Raw genomic sequence first — 22,370 nt, forward strand, 5'->3', positions numbered from 1 at the left:
CCTAAATAAAAACGCCCCTACGCAAAAACGTAGGGACGATAAAATATCGCGGTACCACCCTAGTTATGAAGCCACACCAAAGTTAGGACCTAAATAAAAAACGTCCCTACGTAAATACGTAGGGACGATAAATATCGCGGTACCACCCTAGTTGTGAAAAAATCTTCACCACTTTATTTGATAACGGTATAAACTACCGTCTTTCATTTCCTCAAAATATGAGATTTATGAAAGATGCTCCAGGACGAACTTCATGAATAATCTATATACTGATTCACACCAACCATCAGCTCTCTGAAATAGGGAGATATTCACTACTATACCCTTTCATTGCCCAAATATTATTTTCCGAATTGATTACTATCATTTTTATCACACATTAAAAATAGTGTCAACTTATATTTCGAATTTTTATGTATTACAATCTATTTAAAAATTCGAAATATAAGTTTTAGTTTAGAAAACAAGTAGCTTAGTACATAACGAATTCTAACAGGCAATAGAAAAAGAATTACGTATTATTGATACTTATTCAATAATACAAATCATCTAGAAACATAACCTGTCTCTCTGTATTCATTTTTTAAGAGTTTGATGGATACCAAGAAAATTTCGCATCACTATCCAGTGGTCTATTTTTCGTTTCTTCTTTAATTACACGAAACCATTCATTTAGAATTTGAGTTTTGGGCAATTGAGCAGCAAGGCTATCTTCCCAAATTATATGTGAGAACCAGGCTTTCGTTTCCCATTCAAACTGCAATTGTGCGAACGAAATTATAGGGTGATCAGCTCCACGAAATTGCTCATTTACTGCATTTGAAACTTCTGGAGCTTGCGGTAACAACTCGTTCTGAATTCTATTTCTTATCGTCTCATTTTCTAGCTGATCCCAGAAATACAATTGCCCATTTATTTGATAAAAAATATCAAATGAAGCCTCACCTTTCTTCAAATTCAATAACACGAAGGCACGTTCCACATCATTGTCAGCCGCTTTTACAGCATTAACAATTATATTTTGTGCCATTGATGCCCAGTAACTAGTCGCTTCCTCTACCGGTGATTCAACATACAATTCTTCACTTAATTCATGAAGAGTAGCTTCTTGCTCATTTACTTTTTCAACTTTTTTAAAAAACCTATTAAAAAAACCCATAACTTCCCCCTTATTACTATTTTCTATTTCACAAAATAAAAAATAGATTTTTCTTGCTCATCCACATTTACTCCTGGCGCGTATGTATGAACTTGTTGCAACACTTCTTCTATTAGCAACTCTAACTCCTGCACACTTTTTTCTGGATTCCCTATTAATGTGTCCGCCATACGTTCATATAATTTTTCAGGTTTAATAGTCATTCGTTCCACATTATTAGGCATCCATTTAAACGCTGGATGATGTACGTACATTTTATTCAAACCAAATAAAACACCGAATACGTTCCTTTGTACTTCGCAAATAACGTCATAAAGCATAAGCCAATCTTTCCGTTTTAAAAGCGCCTTTCGATTGTGCCAACGATTACTTAACCATAGATTTTCTGAAATCATCAGTTTTGCTAGTTCATCTGGATATGCCGCTACTTTTTCTTTTAATTCATTCACTTTCCCTTCTCCATACAAACTAACACCATCATGAATGGATGATACAATACATTGTTTTTCATAATTTATATCATATTGATCCACCACATCCGAAATTACTTTCTCTACTGTCTCTGTTAAAAAGTTACTAATCTCTAATTTAATTCCCTCTTTCGTTAAATACGTTTCCGACCATTCTTCTTCCTCATACGGATGATACGATAATATTTTCCCATCAATATGATAAATAGGGGCCCTACGATCCTCATCTTCCGGCGGTGTTGACCATAAAATATGTAATTCTATATCTGAATGTTCATCTTCAAGCTTTCTAGCTACTGAACCCGCTAAAATAATAGCTTCTACTTTCGGATTTTGCCTATAAATCTCTGACATCTCTATCGCTCTCTCTTTTAATCCCATTTCATTTCCCCCTAAAATTGCAGTAATCCCCTATATTTCATTTATCTATTTCGATATTACAGCTTGCATTACCTTTTCAAATTCCTACTTAATCATATTTCTATCCAATAGCGCTGAATAACTTCACCAGTACGAGAAGAAACTACTTCATTTTCTAACACACCTCCAACCTTTTGAATCGTTTTAGCAGAACCGATATTGGATTTATCGCAAGTTATTAATACTTTCTGCAATCCTAATTTTTGCGCTTCAGCTAATGCAAGTTGTAGTTGTTTCGTAGCGTAACCGTGGCGACGTTTATTCGGATGGACACTATATCCAATATGACCGCTTTCCCGTAATAATTCTGGATTTAATCTATGTCTAATATTCACAAAACCTATAAGATCCCCTTTTTCAAAACTTAAAAACTGACTAGATGGCACTCGATTAGCTAGTAAATTTTCTCCTAGTTCTTGTTTACTCACTTTTTCAAACCATTCATCAAGAGAATCAAAGTTTTGTAAAGAACTACTTCCATGTGGTTGTTCCCCTGAGTGTAAAAACGCTTGTCTATACGCCGTAATACGCTCACTATATTCATGGGTTGGTTTTAATAGTTTCATTGTTCTTCTCCCCCTCTTCATTCCATAAAACAAACACCTTAATAGCAGCTATTCACTATTAAGGTGTTTCTATCCTTTTTATTCAAATAACCCCATGCTCAAATAACGTTCACCTGTATCAGGCGCAATACATAAAACTTTTTTACCAACGCCTAGACGTTTCGCTATCATGATTGCAGCGTAAACAGATGCTCCAGAAGATGGCCCAACTAATAATCCTTCTTGTCTAGCTAAGTTTCTCATTGTCGTTAAAGCCTCTTCGTCTGCAATTTGAATAATTTCGTTATACACTTCTGTATTTAAGTTTTTCGGAATAAATCCTGGGCTTGTTCCTACTAGTTTATGAGGACCTGGTACACCACCTGATAAAACGGGAGATCCTTTCGGTTCCACTACTGCAATATATAAGTTTGGTAATTTCTCTTTTAACGTTTCACCAGTCCCTGTAATCGTTCCGCCTGTTCCTGCCGTTGCAACAAAAGCATCAAGCTCTCCATCCATTTGTTCGTAAATTTCAAGTGCAGTCGTATAACGGTGAATATTCGGATTAGCTGGATTTTCAAATTGTTGCGGGATAAAACTATTCGGTATTTGCTTTTGCAGTTCTAACGCCTTCGCAATTGCTCCTGGCATTCTTTGTTCTGCTGGTGTTAAAACTACTTCTGCCCCGTATGCTTTCAATAAATTAATACGCTCTTTTGACATATTGTCTGGCATAATTAAAATCGCTTTATACCCTTTAGCTGCTGCGTTCATCGCTAAACCAATTCCTGTATTCCCGCTTGTCGGTTCAATAATTGTATCCCCTGGTTTAATAAGACCATTTTCTTCTGCAACGTGAAGTAAATTATAAGCAGCACGGTCTTTCACACTACGTGATGGATTAAACATTTCTAGTTTCACATACACGTCCGCTGCGTCTTCCGGAATAAATTTAGATAATCGGACGACAGGTGTATCTCCTATTAATTCTGTTACGTTTTCACATAATTTCATAGTGCATCCCCTATTCTATCGTTTTCTTATCACTTGGTAATAACCATGAAGTAAGTCCAATTAACGGTAAACAACTACATAATATCATAATGAACTGAAGGCTATATATATCAGCTAACTTTCCTAGTACTACAGCACCTAGAGCACCAAGGCCGAACGCAAGACCTACAATTAGACCTGATACCATCCCTACTTTTCCCGGAACAAGCTCTTGCGCGTATACAACAATTACACTAAAACTACTTGAACTAATAAAACCGATACATAAAAATAAAGGTACGACCCACACAAGTGAGACATGTGGTAATAACAGCGCAAGTGGCGCTGAACCTAACATTGAAAATACGATGATATTTTTCTTACCAAATCGATCTGCTAACGGTCCCCCGAAGAAAGTGCCTAACACACCAGCAATCATAAATGCGAATACGAAATACTGGGCATTTTTTATAGATAAACCATAATGCTCAATTAAGTAAAATTGATAGAAATTCCCGATACCGGCACCGTACCAAGAGCGCACAAAAGTAAGAAAAACAAGAAGTATAATAACAAATTTAATGTGTGTACTTACAATTGCATTTTCCGCCTCAAGCGCAGCTCTCTTCTTCCTTCTTACAGCTCCGGTTGCTAATTCATTTTTGTACCAATTCGATACGAAAATTAATAATGCAATTCCTACTGCTGCAAATGCTGTAAAACCTAATGAACCAATTTGACCGAGTGGAACGAAAATTAGCGCTGTAAAAATAGGAGCTAAAGAATTCCCCGTGTTTCCCCCAACTTGATAAATCGCTTGCGCTAACCCTCGTTTTGCACCTGCCGCCATATACGCAACACGAGCGCCTTCTGGATGAAAGACTGCGGAACCTAAGCCAATAAATAAAACAGAAATAATAACAATAATAAAGTTTGGTGCAAACGCGAGTCCAATCATTCCAAGCATACTTGAAAACATACCGAGTGGTAATAAAAATGGTGACGGCTTCTTATCTGAATACATACCAAACACCGGTTGCATAATCGATGACGTCATATTTAACGCAAACGCAATCCACCCTACTTGCATATAGGATAAATTCATCGTTTTTTCCAAAATAGGAAACAACGCCGGCACAACTGCTTGCATCGAATCATTTAAAAAATGTCCGAAACTAATCGCAAATAATATTCGATATATTGTCGGTGTTTCTACTGTGTTTTTTTGTGAAACTGCCTGCATATGTGAATCGCTCCTTTCTGTACAAAATATATATTTATTACAGTAGGTGTAATAAATTCTGACTTTTGAAACATTTCTATTCTATACTGCTTTCATTTCTTTTTCCAGAAATATAACTTAACTCACATCATTGACTTGCATCCTTGTAACTTTCAGCAGTAAAACATTATAGAAAAAGGCAACCCAATCACAAACTGGGTTGCCTCTTACATTAAATTGCAAAACGCTTATACTTCTCGTAATCGCTCGTCTTACATTCCACTTCTAGTTTCGTACCTTCATTTTCATAACTCGTTGATAAAACGTGCGCATGATTATTGAAATACGAAACTACCTGTCCTTGATCATACGGAATTAACATTTCACATTTCGTATATTCTTTATAAATATGGGAACGAATCATTTCTACAAGCTCTTCAATTCCAACATGTTTCTTCGCAGATAAATACACGCGGTCTTCTTGTACTTTCGGAATTTCAACATCCACCATATCTGATTTGTTATAAGCATAGATCGTTGGAATATTTTCTACTCCAATTTTCTTTAACGTTTCATTTGTAATATCAATTAATTGTTCATAATTTGGATTTGCGTAATCTACGACGTGAATAAGTAAATCTGCTTCCGCTACTTCTTCTAACGTTGAACGGAACGCCTTCACAAGATGATGTGGTAATTTACTTACAAATCCAACTGTATCTGTTAATAAAAATGATTTATTATCTGGCAAATCAATATTTCGTACAGATGTTTCTAACGTCGCAAATAACATATCTTTTTCAAATACTTGTTTTTCTTCTGTACCATTATAAATTTCAAGCATTGCATTCATCGTCGTTGACTTTCCTGCATTCGTATAACCTACTAATGCTACAACAGGTATTTCATTTTTCTTACGTTGCTTTCGCTGCGTTTGACGCTGGGCAACGAGCGCTTCTAAATCTTTATTCAAAACTGAAATTTGTTCTTCAATTTTACGACGGTCTAACTCTAACTTCTTCTCACCGACACCTTTATTTTTCGTACCAACGCCGCCACTCTGTCTCCCTAACGATTCACGAAGACCGATTAAACGAGGCATCATGTACTGAAGGTGTGCTACTTCTACTTGTAGCTGTGCTTCTTTCGTTTTCGCACGTTGCGCAAAAATATCTAAAATTAAAATGGTACGATCAATTACCTTACAATCTAAATCCTCTTCTAAATTTCGAATTTGTGAAGGAGATAATTCATCATTAAAGATGACCATATTCGCATCTATTTCTTGTACATACGCTGCTACTTCTTCAATCTTTCCTTTTCCGATATAATGCGATGGATTTACTCGTTGTAAATTTTGCGTTACTTGCCCAATTACCTCTACATCACAGGCTTCCGCAAGATTTGTTAACTCTTCCATCGAATATGCAAAATCATCTTCATTACCTACATTTACTCCAACTAAAACTGCTCTTTGTAATACTTCTTCCATATATTTATTCCTCCATTTCGATTACGTAAAATAAAAAACACAGGTCGCTGCCTGTGTTTTCGTAAACGGATAAGGGTTCACCAAAGAAATAGAAGAAAGCTATGCTTTCATCCTATTTTATAGTCAAAAAGTCCCAAGATCGTATACGTATACACAATAAGCGTTCACCTATACAATCCCATTCTATTTATAAAGGCAAAACAAAAAGAGGGCGTATTCGTCCCTCCCTCTTTTTCACATATAAGCTTAATAAAGGGTTCCTTTAAAATAGGCAGACCAATCCCGTTCACTCTGTACACAGACAGAGCCTTTGAGCGCTATTCAATTATTGGCACAAAGTATTGAGACGTAATCTGATTAAGATCAAAGGAAGCCCCTCCGTTCATTTTAATTTACATAAAGTGTAGCATAAGTAATTCGCTTTCACAAGGTTTAACAACCTATATCGCACTAAAGAAAATCGTCATTTTTTGCGAGTTTTTCTCACAATAAAAATAACAAAAGCAATTATCAATTTTAGAAACTTCTCGTATATTATTTTTACAGCACTCGCCAAATTCCTTCATAGTAAGTTAAGTATTATCGTTTTAATACAACAAAAATCTTTATTGACATTTTTATAACCTAATATTAGTATCAGGTTATAAAAATAAAAATTAGGAGATGTTCCTATGCATTCTAAATCTCGTATTACTGCAATTGGTACTTATGTTCCAGATCAAATATTGTCTAATAACGATTTAGAAAAGATGGTCCATACGAATGATGAATGGATTGTACAAAGAACAGGAATGAAGGAAAGAAGAATCGCTAGCGAAGAAGAATATTCCTCAAACTTAGCCATTAAAGCAATTAAAAATTTATGTACAACATATAAGAAAAACTTAGAAGATGTCGACTGTATCATTGTCGCTACTACTACTGCTGATTACGTTTTCCCTAGTGTTGCTTGCCAAATACAACAATACTTCAACATACCTCATACACTAGCTTTTGATTTAAATGCAACTTGTGCTGGTTTTACATATGGACTACACGTCGGTAATAGCTTAATCACTTCTGGATCACATGAAAAAGTACTTGTCGTAGCGACAGAGACATTATCTAAAGTTACTGATTATACCGATAGAACGACCTGTATTTTATTCGGTGATGGTGCTGGAGCTATTTTATTAGAAAGAGATGAAGACACCCCAAGCTTTATCGCTGCTCACATGGGAACAAACGGTGATGGCGGCATTCATCTATATAGAACAAACTTATCTACTACTATGAATGGCACACCACTGCAAACAAATGAAAAAATCGTTCAAAATGGAAGAGAAGTATATAAATGGGCAACACGTACAGTGCCAAAAGGCATAAAAAATTTAATACATACCGCAAATATGCAAGTAGATGATATAGACTGGTTCATACCCCACAGCGCTAACTTACGAATGATTGAATCTATTTGCGAAAAATCTCAAATTCCAATATAAAAAACATTAACGAGCGTGGAATATATGGGGAATACCTCTTCAGTCACCATTCCACTCGCTCTAGATTTAGCTATAAAAGAAGGGAAGTTAAATAATGGAGACACACTTTTACTATACGGATTCGGTGGTGGTCTTACACATTTAGGACTTATTGTAGAGTGGAATTTAATTTAAGTGTATAAAAAGAGGCTCTAGTCAGTAACTAGAACCTCTTTTTCATTTAATTTCTTGCCCCTTTTCGAGACCATATCACAACAGGAATAAGTAATAACGCTAACACGCCTCCAGCCAATGACAATGCCGCATAACTTGAATTCGCTACTACCATACCTGACATCGCTCCACCAGAAGCTCCAGCTAGCGCAATAAAAACATCTATTTTCCCTTGTGTTTTAGCACGTGTAGACGGTGTTGTGGAATCAACGATTTGTGCTGTACCACTAATCAATCCGAGGTTCCATCCTAGCCCAAGTAAAGACAGAGCAACGATTAATAATAATAAAGAATCACTTGGCGCTATCGCAGCTATGACACCCGCTGCAAGTAAAATCACTCCACCAGCTATGCTCATTGTAGTTCGGCCAATTTTATCAATTAACATTCCTGTAACGAGAGATGGAAGATACATTGCACCTACATGAAAACCTATCACAAGTCCTACTGCACTTAAACCGTGACCGTGGTGTCCCATATGAACTGGCGTCATCGTCATAATCGCAACCATCACGATTTGCGTAAGTATCATTACGATTGCTCCAACTGTAATACCTTGTTTATTTTCTTTCACTTCGTCTGTTATTGGTTGCCCTTTATATGTATGTTCCTGTTTATATCTTTCTATTATGTTAGCAATAATTAACGGATCTGGACGAAGCATAACAAAAAGAACTAGACCCGCCAGTATAAATGCTGCTGCCGATAGTATGAACGGACCTGCAAGTTTAGGAACTCCAATTGAATGCGCAAAACTACCCATTACTCCTACTAAATTTGGTCCTGCAACTGCACCGAAAGTCGTCATTACCATCGTAACACTAACAGCCGTTGCTCTCTGCTTCTTATCTGCTAAATCTGTACCTGCATAACGAGCTTGTAGATTCGTGGCTGTACCGGCACCATATATGAGTAAAGAAATAAGTAAAAGAATAATGCTATTCGTTAAAGCTGCCATTACAACACCAATTGCTCCAAATCCACCTACTATAAACCCTGTTGCAAGACCTATCCGGCGTCCATATCGTTGCGAAAGCTTCCCTACTATGAAAGCTGCTAATGCTGATCCCAATGTAAACATAGCAGTTGGTAATCCTGCAAATGCATCTGTTCCAAGCATTTGCTGCGCAAGAAGTGCTCCCACTGTAATACCAGCAGCTAGTCCTGCACCGCCAAACATTTGTGAAATGCTGACGATTATTAACGTTCGTTTGTATAATTTTTGTTGCTCTTCTTCTGTGTACACATGATTATCTATTAAAGCCCCTGCCTTATCTAGCAATTCTCCATCCTCCTTTTAAAATTAATCCCTCTTGTTAATGTACTATGTATAATGTTACATATTCAATGGCATTTTCCATTCATACCTTTCATTCTAAAAAACTTTCTAATCATACTCGACTTATCCCATGCTATATTAAAAATACTACTATTCACAATATGCAAGGAGAAAACAATGAAAAAACAGGCTAATAGCAGCCTGTTTTTCTTTACGCATCTTCTACTAATCTTCCCCTTCTCTTTTTACTTAAAGCTTTTCCTTCCCAAAACAACAAACTTACGAAAGCACAAATTAAAATAATTGGCACACTTGCTTTATATAAATCTGTAAAACTCATAGCCATCTGATTCTTGGCATAATGATTCACATCATTCGAAAATGTGAGTACCTCTTTCTTTATACTTTCCTCTTGTTTTTCAACTTCTTTTGTCACTTGCCTCATAACTTCTTCTCTTTTTACATCCCTATATTCTACTGGAACTTTTCTTAATATTTCATCCGTCTTGTCGCGAATCAATTCTTCCTTTTTCTCTTTACTTAATCCCATTGTCATTGCATTTTGTTTCTTATTTATATTCGACTCTAAACTTTGATTCTCTATTTTTTCTTTAGTCATTTGTAAAATTTCAGTTTGCTCAGTACTATTCACATGAATATTCCGCACCTTTTCTTCTGCATAACGATATACTTTTTCTTTATTTACAGTTAAATTGTGAGTTAAGTTAGAGACAAATATTGCGACCGCCAATACAATTCCAACTTGTCGTAACATTGATACAACACTTTGAGAAGCAGTTAATAATTCTCCTTCAAACGAAGACGCACTTAAAACTGTAATTGGCCCCACAACTAAGCCATATCCGACACCTAATATCATACATGGAATAATAATTTCTATATTTGTTGAATGAACATCAATCATTTGCAACCAATAGTAGGAAAGCCCCATAACAAGAAATCCTGACAAAATAATAGTTACTTTTCCGAGTTTTTTAATTAAAGTTGCTGCAACTGGTGAGACAAAAAATATCATCGCTGAAATAGGTGTCACTAAAAAAGCCGCTTCAATTTCCGTTCGACCTTGTAGTTTCGTCAAGAACGTTGGAAGCAATACAGTAACTCCAATTAAAAATAAATTACTCAATATAACAACGATCGACGCTCCGACAAACATTCGATCTTGAAATAACTTTAAATTCACCATTGGGTTATGAATCTTTCGTTCTACTAAAATAAATAGAATAAGAGAAATAGTGCTAATTGCATAACAAGACAAAGCAATATTACTTTGCCATCCCCATGTATTACCTTTTACTAATATGAGAGTAAATGAAAAAATTGCTGTGCTACTTAATAGTAGTCCTATCCAATCTATTTTTGAGATAATACGTTCTTCATTTTTTATTTGTAGCATGATGCAACATAACACAATTCCTATTATACAAACCGGAACATTAACGAAGAACACCCATCTCCATCCTAAATTTTGCGTAATAATTCCACCTATTACTGGCCCCATAGCAGCTGACAATCCTTGTGTTACTCCTAAAATTGCAAGTGCAACATGCCTTTTAGCTAACGGCATAGCTGATACACCAATTACCATACTTGTTGGAAATAAAATTGCTGCCCCAATACTTTGTATAAAACGAGAAAAAATAAGAAAATCACCTGTATTAGCAAAAGCGCAAAGTACCGATCCACCCCCAAAAATCACCAGACCAAGAATATACATCTTTGCTTTTCCAAAGATATCAGCTATCCGCCCTAACGGAATGGCAAGTACTGCAATCGTCATTGTATAAACATTTAATACCCAAGACATCTTTTCTAATGAAGTATTTACACTCGATTGTATTGCCGGTAAAGCTATATTCATAATTGTCGTATCAATCATACAAAGAAAGATACCTAGACACATTAAAAAGACAATCTTAATACCCTTTGATTGCTCCATCTTTATATACCCCTTTATTTATTGTGAATGCGTTTTTCATTCTTCTGTTTTATTGTTTTCTTTCGCCTCTAACTCTTCTAATTTTTTCTTCAAAGTCTCCACTTGTGCACTATACGATGCAATACCTACATCTAGTGAAATTTCTTCGACGAAAGTAATACCTACTCTCCACTTTTCATATTTCAATCGAAGATCTGCAATGTACGCTTCTTTTCTTTCAATTTCATCTTTAATCCATTTTTTTATTGTTACATCATCACTATAGTTGCCAAAATACATTCTCATTAAAAAATCCGAACGTAAAACATCCTTCTCTATAGGCGTCTGCATGTATTGATAAAACTCTTCACGTCCTTCATCCGTAATAAAGTACATTTTCTTATTTGGCTTCCCCTCTTGCATGACAACCTCTTTTTTTATTTTCCCTTCATTCTCCAATTGTCGTAACGTTGGATAAATCATTCCAAAACTTCCATCAAAAAAATGAGTAAATACGTCTTCAAACACAATTTTAATATCGTAACCAGACAATTCCTTTTCCATTAATAAACCTAAAACAACATCTCTTCCCTTCAAAGTAAAACCCCCACATAGTATATAATCAATAATCATATTAACATTGTTAATATGATTATTGATTATATACCTTATTCTGTTAATTGTAAAATGTTTCTAAATAAAAAAGCCCCATAATTTGGTTTCACCAATTCACAGGGCCATTTTCTTATTTACTCTTTAACACCTACACCTTGCAAAACTTCAATATCCTCTTTCATTTCATAATAATAAGAAGGCAATTCTATACCATGTTCTAAGAAATAATCCTCAATGAATGAAATAATAATTTTTAACGTTTTCACACGAGCATACAATTTATCGTTACTTTCAATAATATGCCACTTTGCATTTGGCTTACTTGTTTTTTCAAACATGTCTTCCATTGCTTCAACATACTCATCCCATTTTTCACGATTACGCCAATCTTCGTCTGTAATTTTCCATCTTTTCAAAGGATTTTTCTCTCTATCTTTGAATCTCTTTAACTGTTCCTCTTTACTTATATGGTAGAAGAACTTCCCTATTATGTAATGGTCATCTGTTAGTAGTTTTTCAAAATCATTAATCTCATCATATGCTCTCATCCACTCTTCCTTTGTAGCAAATCCTTCAACACGCTCAACTAACACACGACCGTACCATGAGCGATCAAAAATGGTGATTTGCCCGTACTGTGGAATTTTGCGCCAGAAACGTTGCAAATAATGGTAACGTTTCTCATGAGGTGCAGGCGCTCCAATTGGATTTACTTGGAACCCACGCGGGTCAAGATGTTCCGTCACCCGCTTAATTGCCCCACCTTTACCAGCCGCATCCCATCCTTCCATAACAAGCATAACCGCGATTTTTTCTTCTTTCAAAATTTGCTGTAATGCTAATAAGCGCCTTTGATATTTTTCTAATTTCTTATTGTACTTAGATTTTGATTCAATTTTTTTCGTTAAGTCTACTTTAGCAAGATGTCCATTTTCCATAAAACAAATCCCCCTTGTTGTATGACAATGTTATTTTAACATATTTTTGGTAATTTTTTCATATCCTAAAAAAACTGTGTAGAAACATCTCTACACAGCTTCCTTCTCTAATTTCACATATATAAGCACATTTAACTACATTAAAATAAATAATTTATACTGAACTCTTAGTATATTCTTTTTATTAAAACGTAAAAATAGTCCTTTTAAAAAGGGCAGCAATCTAAGTATAGAAAAACAAATTTATTCTTTTTTACTACATACGTAATTATGCCGGCTATAAGAGTATTGAATAAGATATTGATTCACTACTCTTATAGCCACTTTACATTATATGGTATATTTACTCGTAAAAAGAAGATAATAACAAGTAAATCCATTAAAGAATGGGAGCTCTAAAAAAATGAAACGAAAAATATTAACTCTCTTTACACTTTTATGCTTAGCACTACCAATACAAGCTAGTGCTTACACATTTCAGTCACTACCGATTGCGTCAAAGTCTAAACAATGGTATGTCGAAATTGATAAATCTCATAACTCAAACAAGCAAGCAATCCAGCCAAAGCAAGGTGTATTTGATACGTATAGTTTACTCGTAAAAAACATCGGTCATGATGTATCAAACGTATCTGTGGAAATACTTGATAACAACCCTACCTCTAAAGCTACCTTTAAACCTACTACACCTAATGAAAATATTTCTAAAAGTCATACAAGCTTTGACTACATGGTATTCCCATTAGACTTTAATAGTCATAATTTTAAAGTTGTAATCACTTGGGAAGAAAAGAATTTCTCTTACAATGGCCATCCGGTAAATGAAGGTAAAAAAATGAAACAAACATTTGTATTTAATGAAGACTAAGTCCTAATTTCTTTAGGGCTTAGTCTTCTTTTTTGAAACCTGCTTGTATCGCTTCCGTCACTTCTTTTGTGATTTCTAATTTTGTTGTGCCAAATATGTACGGACAGTTTTTCATTACAAAGGTGTTTTATTAATACTAGTTGATTATATGCTAAGTTATTTTCTATATAGGTCTAGCCCTCTTTTCCCATATAATCAATTAAATCGACGAATACTCGGTACAGACAATGCTATTCCAATTGTTAAAATTACTAAACTAGCTAGTGTTATAATAGTTATTTCGCCACCTATGACAGTAGCTAACCAGCCTACAACTACATACCCTAATGGCAATAAAGCAAAAGAACCCAACATATCAAGGCTTGCCACTCTTCCGAATGCTTCTTCTGGTACAAGCTCCTGTAAACTCGTTTCCCAAATGAGTCCAAATATCATCATGCCAAATCCTTCAATTGCCATTAAGAATATTAAAGCGGGTGCCCAAGAAATGAATGGCATAATTAATAAAGCAATGCCACTCATTAAAACACCTCCATAAGCCAGTAATCCTCTCTTATGCCACCGCTCTTTCCCACCAAATATTACTGCGGCAATTATAGCCCCACCACCAGAAAAGGCCATGCCAAGCCCATACACGTAAGCTTCAAAATGATGATGAACATTAAATAACCATGGAATTAATACGACGATAATGCCGGCATAACAAATATTTATAAAAGAAAAAACTAAAATTGTAATCCACAGCCACGGATGACTTTTTAAAACTAAAACACCTTCCATAAACTCTTGTTTGTAAGTAAGCTTACTCTTTTCAATGGGTTTTACTTTTTTAAACTTAATTTCTTTTAAAAATAATAAACATAAAAATGATAATAAGTACGTTGCTGCATCTAGTCCGAAACCTATCCCTGCAGATGCAACCGATACGATTAACCCACCAAGTGCTGGCCCAATCAATCGTATACCTTGATTACTCATTTGAGTGAGTGCGTTAGCTGCATTACGAATTTCAGGAACGAATACTTTCGCCCTTACAGCAGAATATGCTGGTTGGAATATCCCTTCCATAAGTCCGTATATGGCAACGAGAATATATAAAATCGTAATTGTTAATAAATCCATAAATATAAGCGATGCAAGTAATAGCATTAATATACAGCGGATTATATCCGTAAATAACATTAATTTAACCCGATCAATTCGGTCTACAACTAAACCTGCAAACGGTAAAGCAAGAATATTAGGTAGCATGTACATTGCCATCGTCATCCCCATTACAACTGTTGAGCCAGTTAATGAATACACAACAACTGGAAGTATGACCATAGTTATCGAACTACCTAAGGCCGAGAGTAATTGTCCAATCCATAAAAACTTAAAGTGCGTTGATACTTTAACTGGTAATAATAATTTTCCAATATAACTTAAACTTTTCTCCTTTTGTATTTCCCCTTGCATGTCTCTCTCCTCTTTTCAAATGACTATAGAATACATAATATACGACTGAAAATTCATAATATTATATTTCCAATTATATAAGAAACCATTATGTTATGGTAAAATTATCAAAAAAATATAAAGGAGAATGCATCATTATGCCTCCAAATTCACATAACATCGAACACCAAATCTATACAATGTGTATGATCCAGCGCAACAATGAAGTTTTACTCGTAAAACGACCCAATCATCGAGGTTTCCCTGGCTACATAGCTCCTGGCGGCAAAGTAGATTTTCCCGAAAGTATCGTTCAAGCCGCTATAAGGGAAGTAAAAGAAGAAACCGGATTACTTGTTTCGGATTTAAATTTTAAGGGATTAGATGAATATGTAAATCCGAAAGGGAATGTTCGGTACATGGTATTTAACTACTGGACAGACTCATTTGAAGGTGAACTTCTTTTAAACCCACCTGAGGGCAAATTATTATGGATACCAATCGATACAGCACTAAAGCTTCCTATGCAAGATTGGTTTAAAGAAAGATTCCCATTATTTTTTGAAAAAGGCACCTTTGAAATTCAACGTGTTTGGGATAATGAGCTAGATAAACAAGTTGCTATAACAATTACACATACGTAAAAAAGCTTGGAATCTCTCCAAGCTTTTCTTACTTCTCCTGTACTTTCTTAATCTTATAATCAATTTCTAAAAACTTAACTCCAAATATCCACATTCTATGATTAGCTTCTAGTATGTGATCCGTGCGCTCTTTTATAATAAAAGTCTCTGCTAACGGTAAACGGATTGTCAAGAACCGAGTATGTAAATAAATCCCCTCATCTCCCTGACCATTTTCTCTTAACTTACTAGTAATAATTAAATCATGACTATCATTATATAGTTTCAAAATACCAGTCATATTCGAATAAGGTAAAGGTAAGGCGATATTCATATATGTCTCATTCTTATTTGTATGCTTTGAATAAAGAGCTACAAAAATAGATTTACCTGCTTCATTTTTTCTTAGCCAAGCCCTTACATTCTCTCTTCCATCTTTCTCATCTATGACACTAATGATAGAGCCATGCATCGTTTCCCAATTGCCGCCCATTCCTAAATGTATTTGTTCTACACGCTTACTCATTTTCTCATAGCAAAGTGCGAACGGACGGAACCAACGAGCCCATTTAATATTCGATTGCAATTCATACTCTACTGTATTTTCATAAAAATGAATAATACTTAAAGGAACCTTCGTCACATCAAATGCCTCACTATGAAAGTCATTTACTTTATCAACTAAACCGTTGTATTCCTTACTGTCTACTAAATTGCTGCTATATAAATAAGCCTCACCAATTGCCACATTTCCTCTTAACTTACTCATTGGTTTCCCATAGTATTTATAATTCGGAACACTCTTTTCAATCACCCAGCCGATAAATGCCGGTAAAGCTACTCCAATTCCGTTGACAACACCATGAATCCAAACCATTTGAGCAATTGTAATCGTCATTACATGCTTCAAATTTCCATATGAATATATAAGTGAGAACATAATTGTAACCATGAGTGTACTAGACGAAACGATTAGAAGAATCTTTGCACTGATAGCATTAAATTTTGCTCTCCAAACGTAAAATCCATACCCATAAATTGCACATAAATATAGGAACACTGCAAAAAATTCAAATATTCTTGAGTATGTAATTCCTATTGCAACTGTCATAGGTGAAATCATGATGATAAACATAATAGCATCATACACTTTACTTCTCTTTTCTCTTTTTCTCCCTATTAAACCAGCTGATAATGGCAATAGAAACGCCGAATAATGAAAATGTGCAGCTGTGAGTAAAACAATGTCAGAGCTAAAATGCATAATTGAAAGTTTTGCTACTGAAGCAGAAAACCAAAAACCACCTAAAAACAAATAAATAAACGCACTATCTATGGCGATCTCTTCTAACGGCTTCCATCCTCTTTCTAGCAATCTACTTACACCAAATAACGCAACAATTCCTGTATATACAAACCAAACTAGCGCAAATAAATAGTGATTTGTGACGAAAGCTAGCATTGCACAAATTGCTGCGATTGGATATAAAAATGATACGGATTTATAAAATAATAATTGCGATCCATCTCTTTTTCTTTTATCAATAATACAAAATGACATTGGTATAAATAATAAAACAGATAATAATATAATTGCTTCAACAGGATTTATATTCGACCACTCACATATTAGAAAAACAACATAACAAGCAAGCCCAAATATTATATTTTTCATATCGTTTATTCCCTTTCCACAAATGTTCCCTTATATGAAAAAAGCGAACCAATTAACGGGTTTCGTACTTGTACATGAATTCGAAAACACTGAAGTGTTTCATCATAACTTTCAACAATTTTTGCCTCACCATACAAAAATTTTGGTAACGGCATTTTTCTTCCAAACATATAAAACCATTGTTTCTTTGAAGAAATATGCATTGCCCCTAACTCATCGATATGAAAATGCAGTGTAGAAACGAGTAAATGTGGTTCACCAAAATAATCTACAATTTCATTTTCGTTTTCATCAAACTGCATAACTGCATTAAAATATCTTTTCTTATTTCACCTATTGATTCCCCTTCTCCAACTATTTCAAGCCCAAATCCAATCTTTGTTTTATACAAAAACTTCTGTGGTTCTCCTTCTTTTTTCTCTAAATACGAAATTTCAGTAAAGCGAGCATCCCACTCTGTATGTATATCTGGTTCTTGCGTATATTCCCATGATTTTTCCATCGTCGTGTTCATTTTTGTCGCAACATAAATAGGCTGTTTCCTTTTCATTCTCCCCACCTCCTATGCACTATAAGTTTAATGTACATGCAATGAATTTATTTTGCTACATTTTTCACAAACTTCCTCAAAAAAAGAAAGAATTTTTAAAATATATATATAACACTTGATTCCACGAAAAATTTAAATTATTATAAAACAAATGTTACCAACAACTTCATAAATCAAACACTCTCGCCTAAAACGTGAGATAGAGGTTGCGATACTTATGAGTATTCTAATGGAGACACAGAGATGTCTATGAACTTAGATGAAAGGAAGTATTGCCGAAATTGATAAATTTCTCTGCATTTATCAATTGGGGCTGTTTTCGAATAGAAACAGAACTGTCATATGTACAGACGTGTACGTATGAAGAGCTATCTACAAAAAAGAGATATCATTTTTTTATGATATTCCTTTTTTGGCGGTTTTTTTATTAGCTCCGTTTTCTGTTTCCCTTTTCCTGTAACAGCACCATCCTCACTTATTTGAGATGGTGTTTTTTGTTTGTCTTTCTGGTAACTACAGGAGTATTGGGGATTTATATATTTCCTAATCTATTCTTAAAAATAGACGAAAGAAGGAATTTGTAATGGAAACAATTGTTCAAAAATTTGGTGGCACTTCTGTCGGAAGCGTCGAACGCATTCAACATGTAGCAAATTTAATTATTGAAGAATATGAACGAGGTCATAGCATTGTCTCTGTCGTTTCAGCAATGGGAAAAAGCACAGATGAACTTGTCGCACTCGCTAACGCTATCACAGAAAATCCAAATAAACGTGAAATGGATATGCTTCTATCTACAGGAGAACAAGTAACTATTTCATTATTAACAATGGCACTGCAAGCAAAAGGCTATCATGCAATTTCATTAACAGGGTGGCAAGCAGGTATTACGACAGAATCTGTACATAGTAGTGCACGGATTACTGACATTCATACAGATCGTATTCAATCTTATCTTGCTGAAGGTACGATTGTTATCGTAGCTGGTTTCCAAGGTATAAGTGTAGAAAATGAAATTACAACGCTTGGCCGTGGTGGCTCTGATACGACTGCTGTCGCATTAGCTGCTGCACTTAAAGCAAAAAAATGTGATATTTATACGGATGTGACAGGTGTATATACGACGGACCCACGAGTTGTAAAAGATGCTTACAAATTAGACGAAATTTCTTATGACGAAATGTTAGAGCTTGCTAATCTCGGTGCTGGCGTATTACACCCGCGCGCTGTTGAGTTTGCTAAAAATCATAATGTAATTTTAGAAGTTCGCTCAAGTATGGAACAAGAAAACGGAACAATTGTAAAAGGAGAATGTAACATGGAACAACAATCAATCGTTAAAGGTATTGCATTTGAGGATAACATTACACGTGTCACAATTAAAGGATTAGAACAAGGCTCGCTTTCAACAGTTTTCTCTACATTAGCAGCAGCACACATTAATGTAGATATCATCATTCAAAGTATTACAAATGAAGGAACTGTACACCTCTCCTTCTCCATTCATTCGAATGATTTAAGAGAAACTTTAGAAGTTTTGGAACAAAATCAAGAAACTCTTCACTATGAATCTGTAGAACATGAAAATCACTTAGCAAAAGTATCAATCGTAGGATCTGGCATGGTATCTAACCCAGGTGTCGCTGCAAATATGTTCACTACTTTAAAAGAAGAAGATATTCATATTAAAATGGTAAGTACATCAGAAATTAAAGTGTCTGTCGTTATTGACCGCCTTCATTTAGTAACAGGCGTTGAGGCGCTGCATCAATCATTTATGGCGAAAATTGAGCCTTTAGTGCAAATGAGCTAATCTGATATATTTAGTAATGCTAAAAAAATCATATTAATGTATTACCTTCCTATTAAATAAAAAGCTGTTCGTTAACACGATGCTATATGACATATTAAAAAACACCTTGTCACATTTTCCTATACTGTGACAAGGTGTTTTTGACTGAAAGGAATTTGTAACTACTTAGTAGTATAATTATGAGGATAATTAAATAATAGACTTTTATACATAAGGAGATAAGACTATGGCAAAAAACAAATTACTACGAATGGACAATGTCAGCATCGTTGTAGAATCCCTTGATAACGCAATCTCTTTCTTTGAGGAGATTGGCTTGAATCTCGAAGGTCGAGCCAATGTCGAAGGTGAATGGGCTGGTCGCGTAACTGGACTCGGTTCTCAGTGCGTAGAGATCGCTATGATGGTCACTCCAGATGGCCACAGCCGAATTGAACTTTCGCGATTTCTCACCCCACCTACTATATCAGATCACCGAACTGCTCCTGTAAACGCCCTCGGTTATCTACGCGTCATGTTCACCGTTGAAGACATTGACGAAATGGTATCGAGACTCACTAAGCATGGTGCAGAGCTCGTTGGTGAAGTAGTTCAGTATGAGAACTCGTATCGTCTCTGCTACATTCGTGGAGTCGAAGGAATTTTAATCGGTTTAGCGGAAGAACTCGGTAATAAATAAGTAATGTTTTATAAAAAAGAGGGAATAGCTCTATATTTAAGCTATTCCCTCACTTCTATTAAAACAGATGAATGTTTTCTTTTTTACAAGCTGCACGTAAATCGTCAGGCCATACAGAAGATTGAACTTCACCGATATGAGCTTTACGTAAGAAGTACATGCACATTCTTGATTGTCCAATACCACCGCCGATTGTTAATGGTAGTACGTCTTCTAGTATACCTTTATGGAAATCATACTCACGTTTGAAGTCTTCACCAGTTTTCGTTAACTGCTCATCAAGTGATTTACTATCAACACGAATTCCCATTGATGATAATTCAAATGAAGATTGTAGTACTGGGTGCCAGAATAAAATGTCACCGTTTAATTTCCAATCGTCATAATCAGCTGCGCGTCCGTCGTGCTTTTCACCTGAACGAAGTGCATCACCAATTCCGATAATGAAGACTGCACCATGTTCTTTCGCAATTGCATGTTCACGATCTTTCGGTGTTAATTCTGGATATTTATCTTCTAATTCTTGAGAAGTAACGAAAACAATTTCTTCCGGTAAATACTTTCCAAGGAACGGATATTTTTCAAATAAGTGATCTTCTAAATCTTTGAATATTCCATAAATTGTTTGTACTGTTTTTTGTAAGTAATCGACAGTACGCCATTCTTTTTGAACGATTTTTTCCCAATCCCATTGGTCAACGTAAATGGAATGCGTTGCATCAAGTTCTTCATCACGACGAATCGCGTTCATGTTTGTATATAAACCTTCACCAGCTTCATATCCATATTCATGTAATGCAAATCGTTTCCATTTCGCTAGTGAATGAACAATTTCTAATTCTTCTCCTGAATGTAACATATCAAATTCAATTGGACGTTCTACACCGTTTAGGTGATCGTTTAATCCTGATTTTTTCGTTACGAATAATGGTGCAGATACGCGGAATAGTTCAAGGCGTTTTGCTAATTGGTCCTCGAAAAATGTTTTAACTTCCTTAATTGCAATTTGAGTCTCTCTTACTGTCATTAATGATTGATACATGGTGGTTTCCTCCTAAAATGTTTGGATGTTGTGAAAAGAAGCCAACAAAAAAAGCCCTTCTTTCCCAAAAAACTGGGACGAAAGGCTTTGGTTCCGCGGTACCACCCAAATTAGCAACAGAGGTTGCTCACTTATACAATACGGAGATGAAATATCTCGATACTGTTCTTCTTGTAACGGCGAAGTTCCCGGCTAAGTCTACTTTCCTATAAAGGATTTCGGTTAGCAACTCCAGGAGGTTCTTCATAATAGGCTTCGTATCAGGCTCACACCACCCCTGACTCGCTTAAACTACGTCCTACTACTACTCGTCCTTTCATAGTCGTTTTGTTGTCACATCTCTGAAACATTTTATTAATGATTATTCTATACAAAAAATAAAGAAAGTCAACAAAAAGTTTTAAAATATTTTTCAATTCTTTATTTTACGGCTTTATTGATTGTTGTTAATTTAACATCTTTACTTTTTCTGCCTCGTCAATCCAAAAAATGTTTCACTGACCGAAACTAACGTATACACAATAATTAATGTGATCGTTCGGAATATAGAATCCGCAGTATTTCTTATTATTTTCATTTTCTTTATAATTCCTTTCAGTTTACTTGCAATTTCATGATATACTATAGCATTCAAGCAGTTTATTTTTACTTAAAGCAATCATAGTCATTTATAAAGAGTATTTTCTAAATCATTGACTATTATCAAATAAGATTTTTAAATAACGGAGTGATCATATGAGTAAAACGAAGGCAAAACCGAAAAAAGGTGTAGGACAAGGTACAGGAAGTAAAGGATGGAACCGTTGGCAATCAAGTGCAAAGAAAAAGGCAGCTGCAAAGCCATACAAAAGTAAAGGTACAAAGAAGTAATTTAAATAACATTTGATTTCTTTACTTTGCACAAAACAAAATAT

Annotated in this window: 18 protein-coding genes, 3 pseudogenes, 1 riboswitch and 2 other annotated features; of the genes and pseudogenes, 6 read left to right on the plus strand and 15 right to left on the minus strand. The window is 35.1% G+C overall.

Annotated features, from left to right (window positions below; all coding sequences use genetic code 11):
- Positions 1-117: 117 nt before the first annotated feature.
- Positions 118-340: a binding site (T-box leader), on the minus strand.
- A gap of 243 nt (positions 341-583) precedes the next feature.
- From D1166_RS23030 to hflX, 6 genes are all read right to left on the minus strand, one after another.
- Positions 584-1,159, minus strand: a complete 576-nt coding sequence (locus D1166_RS23030) for a hypothetical protein (protein ID WP_087948446.1) — start codon at positions 1,157-1,159, stop codon at positions 584-586.
- A gap of 23 nt (positions 1,160-1,182) precedes the next feature.
- Complete coding sequence (locus tag D1166_RS23035) at positions 1,183-2,010, minus strand: DUF4037 domain-containing protein (RefSeq protein WP_000523213.1); 828 nt, start codon at positions 2,008-2,010, stop codon at positions 1,183-1,185.
- 92 nt (positions 2,011-2,102) lie between these two features.
- On the minus strand, positions 2,103-2,615 hold the full coding sequence (locus D1166_RS23040; protein ID WP_097862114.1) for a GNAT family N-acetyltransferase: 513 nt from the start codon (positions 2,613-2,615) through the stop codon (positions 2,103-2,105).
- Between the two features lie 78 nt (positions 2,616-2,693).
- A complete protein-coding gene (cysK, locus tag D1166_RS23045) occupies positions 2,694-3,611 on the minus strand; it encodes a cysteine synthase A (RefSeq protein WP_000762273.1) in 918 nt (305 codons plus the stop codon).
- A gap of 10 nt (positions 3,612-3,621) precedes the next feature.
- The gene (locus D1166_RS23050; protein WP_001149411.1) at positions 3,622-4,833 is read right to left on the minus strand and encodes an MFS transporter; all 1,212 of its coding nucleotides are present in this window, start codon (positions 4,831-4,833) and stop codon (positions 3,622-3,624) included.
- Between the two features lie 211 nt (positions 4,834-5,044).
- On the minus strand, positions 5,045-6,304 hold the full coding sequence (hflX, locus tag D1166_RS23055) for a GTPase HflX (RefSeq protein ID WP_000393282.1): 1,260 nt from the start codon (positions 6,302-6,304) through the stop codon (positions 5,045-5,047).
- Positions 6,305-6,975: 671 nt separating this feature from the next.
- On the opposite strand from hflX, the pseudogene D1166_RS23060 reads away from it, so the two are divergent.
- A pseudogene (locus tag D1166_RS23060) lies at positions 6,976-7,959 on the plus strand (beta-ketoacyl-ACP synthase 3).
- A 46-nt stretch (positions 7,960-8,005) separates the two neighbouring features.
- Here D1166_RS23060 and D1166_RS23065 read toward each other — a convergent pair.
- From D1166_RS23065 to D1166_RS23080, 4 genes are all read right to left on the minus strand, one after another.
- Positions 8,006-9,280, minus strand: coding sequence for an MFS transporter (locus tag D1166_RS23065; RefSeq protein ID WP_097862113.1), 1,275 nt, complete (start codon positions 9,278-9,280; stop codon positions 8,006-8,008).
- A gap of 208 nt (positions 9,281-9,488) precedes the next feature.
- Positions 9,489-11,237 (minus strand): MDR family MFS transporter, encoded by a 1,749-nt coding sequence (locus D1166_RS23070; RefSeq protein WP_069604831.1) that lies wholly within the window; start codon positions 11,235-11,237, stop codon positions 9,489-9,491.
- A gap of 36 nt (positions 11,238-11,273) precedes the next feature.
- Positions 11,274-11,813 (minus strand): PadR family transcriptional regulator, encoded by a 540-nt coding sequence (locus tag D1166_RS23075; protein WP_070757096.1) that lies wholly within the window; start codon positions 11,811-11,813, stop codon positions 11,274-11,276.
- Between the two features lie 152 nt (positions 11,814-11,965).
- Positions 11,966-12,769 carry a polyphosphate kinase 2 family protein gene (locus D1166_RS23080; RefSeq protein WP_000427320.1) on the minus strand — a complete coding sequence of 268 codons (804 nt, stop codon included), beginning with the start codon at positions 12,767-12,769 and terminating at the stop codon, positions 11,966-11,968.
- Positions 12,770-13,172: 403 nt separating this feature from the next.
- On the opposite strand from D1166_RS23080, the gene D1166_RS23085 reads away from it, so the two are divergent.
- Entirely contained in the window at positions 13,173-13,637 is a 465-nt protein-coding gene (locus D1166_RS23085; RefSeq protein WP_000823343.1) for a hypothetical protein, read from the plus strand.
- Positions 13,638-13,832: 195 nt separating this feature from the next.
- Here the strand turns inward: D1166_RS23085 and D1166_RS23090 are convergent, their stop codons facing one another.
- Positions 13,833-15,095, minus strand: coding sequence for an MFS transporter (locus tag D1166_RS23090; RefSeq protein ID WP_001161173.1), 1,263 nt, complete (start codon positions 15,093-15,095; stop codon positions 13,833-13,835).
- A gap of 137 nt (positions 15,096-15,232) precedes the next feature.
- Between D1166_RS23090 and D1166_RS23095 the strand changes: the two genes are divergently transcribed.
- Complete coding sequence (locus D1166_RS23095; RefSeq protein ID WP_001134949.1) at positions 15,233-15,718, plus strand: 8-oxo-dGTP diphosphatase; 486 nt, start codon at positions 15,233-15,235, stop codon at positions 15,716-15,718.
- A 28-nt stretch (positions 15,719-15,746) separates the two neighbouring features.
- On the opposite strand, the gene D1166_RS23100 is transcribed toward D1166_RS23095, so the two are convergent.
- The 3 genes and pseudogenes from D1166_RS23100 to D1166_RS23110 form a co-directional block, all read right to left on the minus strand.
- On the minus strand, positions 15,747-17,372 hold the full coding sequence (locus D1166_RS23100) for a YndJ family protein (RefSeq protein WP_097862112.1): 1,626 nt from the start codon (positions 17,370-17,372) through the stop codon (positions 15,747-15,749).
- 5 nt (positions 17,373-17,377) lie between these two features.
- Positions 17,378-17,701 (minus strand): annotated as a pseudogene (locus tag D1166_RS23105) (DUF4166 domain-containing protein); the annotation flags it as partial.
- A pseudogene (locus D1166_RS23110) lies at positions 17,665-17,922 on the minus strand (hypothetical protein); the annotation flags it as partial. The pseudogenes D1166_RS23105 and D1166_RS23110, both read right to left, overlap by 37 nt.
- A gap of 192 nt (positions 17,923-18,114) precedes the next feature.
- Positions 18,115-18,301: riboswitch (Lysine riboswitch) on the plus strand.
- A gap of 204 nt (positions 18,302-18,505) precedes the next feature.
- Between D1166_RS23110 and D1166_RS23120 the strand changes: the two are divergent.
- Together D1166_RS23120 and D1166_RS23125 are read left to right on the plus strand one after the other, a co-directional pair.
- On the plus strand, positions 18,506-19,735 hold the full coding sequence (locus tag D1166_RS23120) for an aspartate kinase (protein WP_097862110.1): 1,230 nt from the start codon (positions 18,506-18,508) through the stop codon (positions 19,733-19,735).
- A 226-nt stretch (positions 19,736-19,961) separates the two neighbouring features.
- On the plus strand, positions 19,962-20,414 hold the full coding sequence (locus tag D1166_RS23125) for a VOC family protein (RefSeq protein WP_097862109.1): 453 nt from the start codon (positions 19,962-19,964) through the stop codon (positions 20,412-20,414).
- Positions 20,415-20,472: 58 nt separating this feature from the next.
- On the opposite strand, the gene asnA is transcribed toward D1166_RS23125, so the two are convergent.
- Complete coding sequence (asnA, locus tag D1166_RS23130) at positions 20,473-21,456, minus strand: aspartate--ammonia ligase (RefSeq protein ID WP_000284914.1); 984 nt, start codon at positions 21,454-21,456, stop codon at positions 20,473-20,475.
- A 70-nt stretch (positions 21,457-21,526) separates the two neighbouring features.
- Positions 21,527-21,785: a binding site (T-box leader), on the minus strand.
- A 406-nt stretch (positions 21,786-22,191) separates the two neighbouring features.
- Here asnA and D1166_RS23140 point away from each other — a divergent pair.
- Positions 22,192-22,326 (plus strand): DUF3934 domain-containing protein, encoded by a 135-nt coding sequence (locus D1166_RS23140; RefSeq protein WP_000047588.1) that lies wholly within the window; start codon positions 22,192-22,194, stop codon positions 22,324-22,326.
- Positions 22,327-22,370 lie beyond the last annotated feature (44 nt).

Source organism: Bacillus sp. ISO11, from assembly GCF_003458115.1.
In the GTDB taxonomy this organism is placed as follows: Bacteria; Bacillota; Bacilli; order Bacillales; family Bacillaceae_G; genus Bacillus_A; species Bacillus_A cereus.

Excerpts from the sequence above, each read along its gene's own strand:
- D1166_RS23090 (WP_001161173.1), bottom strand. The coding sequence starts at position 15,095 with ATGCAAGGGGAAATACAAAAGGAGAAAAGTTTAAGTTATATTGGAAAA.
- D1166_RS23035 (WP_000523213.1), bottom strand. The coding sequence starts at position 2,010 with ATGGGATTAAAAGAGAGAGCGATAGAGATGTCAGAGATTTATAGGCAA.
- asnA (WP_000284914.1), bottom strand. The coding sequence starts at position 21,456 with ATGTATCAATCATTAATGACAGTAAGAGAGACTCAAATTGCAATTAAG.
- D1166_RS23120 (WP_097862110.1), top strand. The coding sequence starts at position 18,506 with ATGGAAACAATTGTTCAAAAATTTGGTGGCACTTCTGTCGGAAGCGTC.
- D1166_RS23080 (WP_000427320.1), bottom strand. The coding sequence starts at position 12,769 with ATGGAAAATGGACATCTTGCTAAAGTAGACTTAACGAAAAAAATTGAA.
- D1166_RS23050 (WP_001149411.1), bottom strand. The coding sequence starts at position 4,833 with ATGCAGGCAGTTTCACAAAAAAACACAGTAGAAACACCGACAATATAT.
- D1166_RS23125 (WP_097862109.1), top strand. The coding sequence starts at position 19,962 with ATGGCAAAAAACAAATTACTACGAATGGACAATGTCAGCATCGTTGTA.
- D1166_RS23140 (WP_000047588.1), top strand. The coding sequence starts at position 22,192 with ATGAGTAAAACGAAGGCAAAACCGAAAAAAGGTGTAGGACAAGGTACA.
- hflX (WP_000393282.1), bottom strand. The coding sequence starts at position 6,304 with ATGGAAGAAGTATTACAAAGAGCAGTTTTAGTTGGAGTAAATGTAGGT.
- D1166_RS23040 (WP_097862114.1), bottom strand. The coding sequence starts at position 2,615 with ATGAAACTATTAAAACCAACCCATGAATATAGTGAGCGTATTACGGCG.
- D1166_RS23100 (WP_097862112.1), bottom strand. The coding sequence starts at position 17,372 with ATGAAAAATATAATATTTGGGCTTGCTTGTTATGTTGTTTTTCTAATA.
- D1166_RS23085 (WP_000823343.1), top strand. The coding sequence starts at position 13,173 with ATGAAACGAAAAATATTAACTCTCTTTACACTTTTATGCTTAGCACTA.
- D1166_RS23030 (WP_087948446.1), bottom strand. The coding sequence starts at position 1,159 with ATGGGTTTTTTTAATAGGTTTTTTAAAAAAGTTGAAAAAGTAAATGAG.
- D1166_RS23070 (WP_069604831.1), bottom strand. The coding sequence starts at position 11,237 with ATGGAGCAATCAAAGGGTATTAAGATTGTCTTTTTAATGTGTCTAGGT.
- D1166_RS23095 (WP_001134949.1), top strand. The coding sequence starts at position 15,233 with ATGCCTCCAAATTCACATAACATCGAACACCAAATCTATACAATGTGT.
- cysK (WP_000762273.1), bottom strand. The coding sequence starts at position 3,611 with ATGAAATTATGTGAAAACGTAACAGAATTAATAGGAGATACACCTGTC.